This is a genomic window from Escherichia sp. MR, assembly GCF_005280595.1.
Taxonomy (GTDB): domain Bacteria; phylum Pseudomonadota; class Gammaproteobacteria; order Enterobacterales; family Enterobacteriaceae; genus Escherichia; species Escherichia ruysiae.
In genome coordinates, this window is record NZ_SZVK01000047.1 from 25,632 (window position 1) to 34,565 (window position 8,934).

Below are 8,934 nucleotides of genomic sequence, written 5' to 3' on the forward strand. Positions count from 1 at the left end.
AAAATCTCATAATTTTTATGAAATCTCCGTACTCACTATGGGTAATCATAAATATCAATGATAGATAAAGTTATCTTATCGTTTGATTTACATCAAATTACCTTTGGCTACAGACACTAAGGTGGCAGACATCGAAACGAGTATCAGAGGTGTCTATGAGTCACTCATCCGCCCCCGAAAGGGCTACTGGAGCTGTCATTACTGATTGGCGACCGGAAGATCCTGCGTTCTGGCAACAGCGCGGCCAGCGTATAGCCAGCCGCAATCTGTGGATTTCCGTTCCCTGTCTGCTACTGGCGTTTTGTGTATGGATGTTATTCAGTGCCGTCGCGGTAAATTTACCGAAAGTCGGCTTTAATTTTACGACCGATCAGCTGTTTCTTTTGACCGCACTACCTTCGGTTTCTGGCGCATTATTGCGTGTGCCATACTCCTTTATGGTTCCAATCTTCGGTGGTCGTCGCTGGACGGCGTTCAGCACCGGCATTCTCATTATTCCTTGCGTCTGGCTGGGTTTTGCCGTGCAGGACACCACTACGCCATACAGCGTATTCATCATTATTTCTCTGCTGTGCGGCTTTGCTGGCGCGAACTTCGCATCCAGTATGGCAAACATTAGCTTCTTCTTTCCCAAGCAGAAGCAGGGTGGTGCACTGGGGCTGAATGGTGGTCTGGGCAACATGGGCGTTAGCGTCATGCAGCTGGTTGCTCCGCTGGTGGTATCACTGTCAATTTTTGCTGCATTTGGCAGCCAGGGCGTAACACAGCCGGATGGCACCGAGTTGTATCTGGCTAACGCGTCCTGGGTATGGGTGCCGTTCCTCGCCATCTTCACCATTGCAGCGTGGTTTGGCATGAACGACCTTGCTACCTCGAAAGCCTCTATCAAGGAGCAGTTGCCAGTACTCAAACGGGGTCATCTGTGGATTATGAGCCTGCTGTATCTGGCAACCTTTGGTTCCTTCATCGGTTTCTCTGCGGGTTTTGCCATGCTGTCTAAAACGCAGTTTCCGGATGTACAGATCCTGCACTACGCCTTCTTCGGACCGTTTATTGGCGCACTGGCGCGTTCTGCGGGGGGAGCATTGTCTGACCGTCTCGGCGGTACTCGGGTCACGCTGGTGAACTTCGTGCTGATGGCGATTTTCAGTGGTCTGCTGTTCCTCACCTTACCGACTGACGGGCAAGGCGGAAACTTCATGGCATTCTTTGCGGTCTTCCTGGCGCTGTTCCTGACGGCGGGGCTGGGTAGTGGTTCCACCTTCCAGATGATTTCCGTGATCTTCCGTAAACTGACGATGGATCGCGTGAAAGCAGAAGGCGGTTCTGACGAACGTGCCATGCGTGAAGCGGCAACCGACACTGCGGCGGCGCTGGGCTTCATCTCCGCGATTGGCGCTATCGGTGGCTTCTTTATCCCGAAAGCGTTCGGTAGCTCACTGGCATTAACAGGGTCGCCAGTCGGTGCAATGAAAGTATTTTTGATTTTCTATATCGCCTGCGTAGTAATTACCTGGGCGGTATATGGTCGGCATTCTAAAAAATAAATCGTAATATTTGATTATCCTTTGCGCGGCATAATGTCGCGCTTTTTTTATTTGTTATTTAGTTACAACATACTTATAGAGAGATGATTATTTCAACGGCGTCAATTAAGCACCATTAATATGTCATCCATGGGGGATACTCCTTAATACCCATCTGTATAAAAATCCGAAGTGATTAAATGACATTGGATGTAAAAAACATTAATTTACAATAAGTTGGATAATAAATATTAATTACCCCAAAGAGGTATATTAGGAATTTACTTTATTTTTCATCCCCACCACTCTTGATCGTTATCAATTCCCACGACGTTTCAGAGCGTTACCTTTGTTTTAAACATTAGCAATGTCGATTTATCAGAGAGCCGACAGGCTCCCACAGGAGAAAACCGATGAGTAAATTCCTGGACCGGTTTCGCTACTTCAAACAGAAGGGTGATACCTTTGCCGATGGGCATGGCCAGCTTCTCGATACCAACCGTGACTGGGAGGATGGATATCGCCAGCGTTGGCAGCATGACAAAATCGTCCGCTCTACCCACGGGGTAAACTGCACCGGCTCCTGCAGCTGGAAAATCTACGTTAAAAACGGTCTGGTGACCTGGGAAACCCAGCAGACTGACTATCCGCGTACTCGTCCGGATCTGCCAAACCATGAACCTCGCGGCTGCCCGCGCGGTGCCAGCTACTCCTGGTATCTCTATAGCGCCAACCGTCTGAAATACCCGATGATGCGCAAACGCCTGATGAAAATGTGGCGTGAAGCGAAGGCGCAGCATAGCGATCCGGTTGAGGCATGGGCTTCTATTATCGAAGACGCCGATAAAGCGAAAAGCTTTAAGCAGGCGCGTGGACGCGGTGGTTTTGTTCGTTCTTCCTGGCAGGAAGTGAACGAACTGATCGCCGCGTCTAACGTTTACACCATCAAAAACTACGGCCCGGATCGTGTCGCTGGCTTCTCGCCAATTCCGGCAATGTCGATGGTTTCTTACGCATCAGGTGCTCGCTATCTTTCGCTGATTGGCGGTACTTGCTTAAGCTTCTACGACTGGTACTGCGACCTGCCTCCTGCGTCTCCGCAAACCTGGGGCGAGCAAACTGACGTACCGGAATCCGCTGACTGGTACAACTCCAGCTATATCATCGCCTGGGGCTCTAACGTTCCGCAGACCCGTACCCCGGACGCTCACTTCTTTACCGAAGTGCGTTACAAAGGCACCAAAACCGTTGCCGTCACGCCGGACTACGCTGAAATCGCCAAACTGTGCGATCTGTGGCTGGCACCGAAACAGGGCACCGACGCAGCAATGGCGCTGGCAATGGGGCACGTGATGCTGCGTGAATTCCATCTCGATAACCCAAGCCAGTATTTCACCGATTATGTGCGTCGCTACACCGACATGCCGATGCTGGTAATGCTGGAAGAGCGCGACGGTTATTACGCTGCGGGTCGTATGCTGCGTGCCGCCGATCTGGTTGATTCGCTGGGTCAGGAAAACAACCCGGAATGGAAAACCGTCGCCTTTAATACGCAAGGTGAAATGGTTGCGCCGAACGGTTCTATTGGCTTCCGTTGGGGCGAGAAGGGCAAATGGAATCTGGAGCAGCGCGACGGCAAAACCGGCGAAGAAACCGAGCTGCAACTGAGTCTGCTGGGTAGTCAGGATGAGATTGCCGAAGTGGGCTTCCCGTACTTTGGCGGCGACGGCACGGAACACTTCAACAAAGTGGAGCTGGAAAACATTCTGCTGCACAAGCTGCCGGTAAAACGCCTGCAACTGGCTGATGGCAGCACCGCACTGGTGACCACCGTTTATGATTTGACGCTGGCAAACTACGGCCTGGAGCGTGGTCTGAACGACGTTAACTGCGCAACCAGCTATGACGACGTGAAAGCCTACACCCCGGCCTGGGCCGAGCAGATCACCGGTGTTTCTCGTAGCCAGATTATCCGCATTGCCCGTGAATTTGCCGACAACGCTGATAAGACGCACGGTCGTTCAATGATCATTGTTGGTGCCGGTCTGAACCACTGGTATCACCTCGATATGAACTATCGCGGTCTGATCAACATGCTGATTTTCTGCGGCTGCGTTGGTCAGAGCGGTGGCGGTTGGGCACACTACGTAGGTCAGGAAAAACTGCGTCCGCAAACCGGCTGGCAGCCGCTGGCGTTTGCCCTTGACTGGCAGCGTCCGGCGCGTCACATGAACAGCACTTCTTATTTCTATAACCACTCCAGCCAGTGGCGTTATGAAACCGTGACTGCGGAAGAACTGCTGTCGCCGATGGCGGATAAATCCCGTTATACCGGACACCTGATCGACTTTAACGTCCGTGCAGAACGCATGGGCTGGCTGCCGTCTGCACCGCAGTTAGGCACTAACCCGCTGACTATTGCTCGCGAAGCAGAAAAAGCGGGCATGAATCCGGTGGACTATACGGTGAAATCCCTGAAAGAGGGGTCAATCCGTTTTGCTGCGGAACAGCCGGAAAACGGCAAAAACCATCCGCGTAACCTGTTTATCTGGCGTTCTAACCTGCTGGGCTCTTCCGGTAAAGGTCATGAGTTTATGCTCAAGTACCTGCTGGGGACGGAACACGGTATCCAGGGTAAAGATCTGGGGCAGCAGGGCGGCGTGAAGCCGGAAGAAGTGGACTGGCAGGATAACGGTCTGGAAGGCAAGCTGGATCTGGTGGTGACGCTGGACTTCCGTCTGTCGAGCACCTGTCTCTATTCCGACATCATTTTGCCGACGGCGACCTGGTACGAAAAAGACGACATGAATACTTCGGATATGCATCCGTTTATTCACCCGCTGTCTGCGGCGGTCGATCCGGCCTGGGAAGCGAAAAGCGACTGGGAAATCTACAAAGCCATCGCGAAAAAATTCTCCGAAGTGTGCGTCGGTCATCTGGGTAAAGAAACCGACATCGTTACGCTGCCAATCCAGCACGACTCCGCCGCCGAACTGGCGCAGCCGCTGGATGTGAAAGACTGGAAAAAAGGCGAATGCGATCTGATCCCAGGTAAAACCGCACCGCATATTATGGTGGTTGAGCGTGATTATCCGGCCACTTACGAACGCTTTACCTCTATCGGCCCGCTGATGGAGAAAATCGGTAACGGCGGTAAAGGGATTGCCTGGAACACCCAGAGTGAGATGGATCTGCTGCGTAAGCTCAACTACACCAAGGCTGAAGGCCCGGCGAAAGGCCAGCCAATGCTCAACACCGCAATTGATGCGGCAGAGATGATCCTGACGCTGGCACCGGAAACCAACGGTCAGGTAGCCGTGAAAGCCTGGGCGGCACTGAGCGAGTTTACCGGTCGTGACCATACGCATCTGGCGCTGAATAAAGAAGACGAGAAGATCCGCTTCCGCGATATTCAGGCACAGCCGCGCAAAATTATCTCCAGCCCGACCTGGTCTGGTCTGGAAGATGAACACGTTTCTTACAACGCCGGTTACACCAACGTTCACGAGCTAATTCCGTGGCGCACGCTCTCTGGTCGTCAGCAGCTGTATCAGGATCATCAGTGGATGCGTGATTTCGGTGAAAGCCTGCTGGTTTATCGTCCGCCGATCGATACCCGTTCGGTGAAAGAAGTGATGGGACAGAAATCTAACGGTAACCCGGAAAAAGCTCTGAACTTCCTGACGCCGCACCAGAAGTGGGGGATCCATTCCACTTACAGCGACAACCTGCTGATGCTGACTTTAGGTCGCGGTGGTCCGGTGGTCTGGCTGAGCGAAGCCGATGCTAAAGATTTGGGTATTGCCGACAACGACTGGATTGAAGTCTTCAACAGCAATGGTGCGCTGACTGCCCGTGCGGTTGTCAGCCAGCGTGTTCCGGCAGGGATGACCATGATGTACCACGCGCAGGAACGTATCGTTAACCTGCCGGGTTCGGAAATCACGCAGCAGCGTGGGGGGATTCATAACTCGGTCACCCGTATCACGCCGAAACCGACGCATATGATCGGTGGCTATGCCCATCTGGCATACGGCTTTAACTACTACGGCACCGTAGGTTCTAACCGCGATGAGTTTGTTGTAGTGCGTAAGATGAAGAACATTGACTGGTTAGATGGCGAAGGCAATGACCAGGTACAGGAGAGCGTAAAATGAAAATTCGTTCACAAGTCGGCATGGTGCTGAATCTCGATAAGTGCATCGGCTGCCACACCTGTTCAGTTACCTGTAAAAACGTCTGGACCAGCCGCGAAGGCGTTGAGTACGCGTGGTTCAACAACGTTGAAACCAAGCCGGGTCAGGGGTTCCCGACCGACTGGGAAAACCAGGAAAAATACAAAGGCGGTTGGATCCGTAAAATCAACGGCAAACTGCAACCGCGTATGGGTAACCGCGCGATGCTGCTGGGTAAAATCTTCGCCAACCCGCATTTGCCGGGGATCGACGATTATTACGAGCCGTTCGATTTTGATTATCAGAACCTGCATACCGCGCCGGAAGGCAGCAAATCGCAGCCGATTGCCCGTCCGCGTTCGCTGATTACTGGTGAACGGATGGCGAAAATCGAAAAAGGGCCGAACTGGGAAGATGACCTGGGCGGCGAGTTTGACAAACTGGCGAAAGACAAGAACTTCGACAACATCCAGAAGGCTATGTATAGCCAGTTCGAAAACACCTTCATGATGTATTTGCCGCGTCTGTGCGAACACTGCCTCAACCCGGCATGTGTGGCGACCTGTCCGAGCGGGGCTATCTACAAACGTGAAGAAGATGGCATCGTACTGATCGATCAGGATAAATGCCGTGGCTGGCGTATGTGCATCACCGGATGCCCGTACAAAAAAATCTACTTCAACTGGAAGAGCGGTAAATCTGAGAAGTGCATCTTCTGCTATCCGCGTATTGAAGCCGGTCAGCCGACGGTGTGCTCAGAAACCTGTGTGGGTCGTATCCGTTATCTTGGCGTGCTGTTGTACGATGCGGACGCCATTGAACGTGCAGCCAGCACCGAGAACGAGAAAGATCTCTACCAGCGTCAGCTGGAAGTGTTCCTCGACCCGAACGATCCGAAAGTCATCGAGCAAGCGATTAAAGACGGTATTCCGCTAAGCGTTATTGAAGCCGCACAACAGTCGCCGGTGTATAAAATGGCGATGGACTGGAAACTGGCGCTGCCGCTGCATCCGGAATATCGCACATTGCCGATGGTCTGGTACGTGCCGCCTCTGTCACCGATTCAGTCTGCGGCAGACGCGGGCGAACTGGGCAACAACGGCATTTTGCCAGACGTAGAAAGCCTGCGTATCCCGGTTCAGTACCTGGCGAATCTGCTGACCGCCGGTGATACCCAACCGGTACTGCTCGCGTTGAAACGTATGCTGGCAATGCGTCATTACAAACGAGCTGAAACCGTTGACGGTAAAGTTGATACCCGTGCGCTGGAAGAGGTCGGCCTGACCGAAGCCCAGGCACAGGAGATGTACCGTTATCTGGCGATTGCAAACTATGAAGATCGCTTTGTGGTGCCGAGCAGCCATCGTGAACTGGCGCGGGAAGCCTTCCCGGAGAAAAATGGTTGCGGCTTTACCTTTGGTGACGGCTGCCACGGTTCAGAGACCAAATTCAATCTGTTCAACAGCCGTCGTATCGATGCCATCGACGTGACCAGTAAAACGGAGCCGCATCCATGATCGAACTCGTGATTGTATCGCGTCTCCTTGAATATCCGGATGCTGCCTTATGGCAGCATCAACAAGAGATGTTTGAGGCGATTGCCGCGTCGGAAAATCTGTCAAAAGAGGATGCCCATGCGCTGGGCATTTTCCTGCGCGATTTAACTGCGATGGATCCGCTGGACGCTCAGGCGCAGTACAGCGAACTGTTCGACCGTGGTCGTGCCACGTCGCTGTTACTGTTTGAACATGTGCACGGCGAATCCCGCGATCGTGGTCAGGCGATGGTGGATTTGCTGGCGCAGTACGAGCAGCACGGCTTGCAGTTAAACAGTCGTGAACTGCCGGATCATCTGCCGCTGTATCTGGAGTACCTGGCGCAGTTGCCGCAAAGCGAAGCCGTGGAAGGTTTGAAAGATATCGCGCCGATTCTGGCGTTGCTAAGTGCTCGTCTGCAACAGCGTGAAAGCCGTTATGCAGTGCTGTTTGATCTGCTGCTGAAACTGGCGAATACCGCTATCGACAGCGACAAAGTGGCGGAAAAAATTGCCGATGAAGCGCGCGATGATACGCCGCAGGCGCTGGATGCTGTCTGGGAAGAAGAGCAGGTTAAATTCTTTGCTGACAAAGGCTGCGGTGATTCGGCAATCACTGCTCATCAGCGTCGCTTTGCCGGTGCCGTCGCGCCGCAATATCTGAATATCACCACCGGAGGACAGCACTAATGCAATTCCTGAATATGTTCTTCTTTGATATCTACCCGTACATTGCCGGGGCGGTCTTCCTGATTGGTAGCTGGCTGCGCTATGACTACGGGCAGTACACCTGGCGCGCGGCGTCCAGCCAGATGCTGGATCGCAAAGGGATGAACCTTGCGTCTAACCTGTTCCATATCGGAATTCTGGGGATTTTTGTCGGTCACTTCTTCGGTATGCTGACGCCGCACTGGATGTATGAAGCGTGGTTGCCGATTGAAGTGAAACAGAAAATGGCGATGTTTGCTGGTGGTGCCAGCGGCGTGCTGTGCCTGATTGGCGGTGTGCTGTTGCTAAAACGCCGCCTGTTCAGCCCGCGCGTGCGTGCAACGACTACCGGAGCGGATATCCTGATCTTGTCGCTGCTCGTTATCCAGTGTGCGCTGGGGCTGCTGACCATTCCGTTCTCCGCTCAGCATATGGACGGTAGCGAGATGATGAAACTGGTTGGCTGGGCGCAGTCGGTAGTGACCTTCCACGGTGGCGCTTCTCAGCACCTTGATGGTGTCGCGTTTATTTTCCGTTTGCACCTGGTGCTGGGGATGACGTTATTCCTGCTGTTCCCGTTCTCGCGTCTGGTGCACATCTGGAGCGTACCGGTGGAGTATCTGACACGGAAATATCAGCTGGTGCGTGCTCGTCACTAAGCGAAATTTAGTTCACATAGACCCTGCTTCGGCGGGGTTTTTTGTTTTGTGTAAAAGTGTGCAGACCTAAAAACAGGCATGACGAATTCTGTGTGACAACAAGAAATAAGTGGTTAGTAAATTGGTTTAGAAGAGTATTTTCAGGAAGTAATGGTGGTGGGGGAAGGATTATTCGTCGCTTCGCTCCTCACCCTTCGGGCCGTTGCCTGCGGCAACGTTCTCTCGCTTTCGCTCGAGTCGAACCTTAATCGAAGGTCCTCACCCTTCCTCAATGAGTGCAAAGATTAACAATCTCACCGAAGTTACCACATCGCTGTGGTGAATAATGGTGG

At 52.9% G+C, this 8,934-nt stretch carries 5 protein-coding genes and 1 other RNA gene; 5 read left to right on the forward strand and 1 reads right to left on the reverse strand.

Going from position 1 to position 8,934, the window contains the following annotated elements; all coding sequences use genetic code 11:
• The first annotated feature begins 155 nt into the window (after window positions 1-155).
• From narK to narI, 5 genes are all read left to right on the forward strand, one after another.
• On the forward strand, window positions 156-1,547 hold the full coding sequence (gene narK, locus FC814_RS17640; protein ID WP_016158408.1) for a nitrate transporter NarK: 1,392 nt from the start codon (window positions 156-158) through the stop codon (window positions 1,545-1,547).
• 392 nt (window positions 1,548-1,939) lie between these two features.
• Window positions 1,940-5,683 (forward strand): nitrate reductase subunit alpha, encoded by a 3,744-nt coding sequence (locus FC814_RS17645; RefSeq protein ID WP_000032861.1) that lies wholly within the window; start codon window positions 1,940-1,942, stop codon window positions 5,681-5,683.
• Window positions 5,680-7,218 (forward strand): nitrate reductase subunit beta, encoded by a 1,539-nt coding sequence (gene narH, locus FC814_RS17650; RefSeq protein WP_137326245.1) that lies wholly within the window; start codon window positions 5,680-5,682, stop codon window positions 7,216-7,218. Before FC814_RS17645 ends, narH begins: the two co-directional genes overlap by 4 nt.
• A complete protein-coding gene (gene narJ, locus FC814_RS17655; protein WP_000571678.1) occupies window positions 7,215-7,925 on the forward strand; it encodes a nitrate reductase molybdenum cofactor assembly chaperone in 711 nt (236 codons plus the stop codon). The genes narH and narJ overlap by 4 nt, the downstream gene beginning before the upstream one ends.
• Window positions 7,925-8,602: a respiratory nitrate reductase subunit gamma gene (gene narI, locus FC814_RS17660; protein WP_001160110.1), complete on the forward strand. Its 678-nt coding sequence runs from the start codon at window positions 7,925-7,927 to the stop codon at window positions 8,600-8,602. Before narJ ends, narI begins: the two co-directional genes overlap by 1 nt.
• Window positions 8,603-8,753: 151 nt before the next feature.
• Here narI and FC814_RS17665 read toward each other — a convergent pair.
• A non-coding RNA gene (locus tag FC814_RS17665) (RtT sRNA) lies at window positions 8,754-8,885 on the reverse strand.
• Window positions 8,886-8,934 lie beyond the last annotated feature (49 nt).

Excerpts from the sequence above, each read along its gene's own strand:
- narK (WP_016158408.1), top strand. The coding sequence starts at position 156 with ATGAGTCACTCATCCGCCCCCGAAAGGGCTACTGGAGCTGTCATTACT.
- FC814_RS17645 (WP_000032861.1), top strand. The coding sequence starts at position 1,940 with ATGAGTAAATTCCTGGACCGGTTTCGCTACTTCAAACAGAAGGGTGAT.
- narH (WP_137326245.1), top strand. The coding sequence starts at position 5,680 with ATGAAAATTCGTTCACAAGTCGGCATGGTGCTGAATCTCGATAAGTGC.
- narJ (WP_000571678.1), top strand. The coding sequence starts at position 7,215 with ATGATCGAACTCGTGATTGTATCGCGTCTCCTTGAATATCCGGATGCT.
- narI (WP_001160110.1), top strand. The coding sequence starts at position 7,925 with ATGCAATTCCTGAATATGTTCTTCTTTGATATCTACCCGTACATTGCC.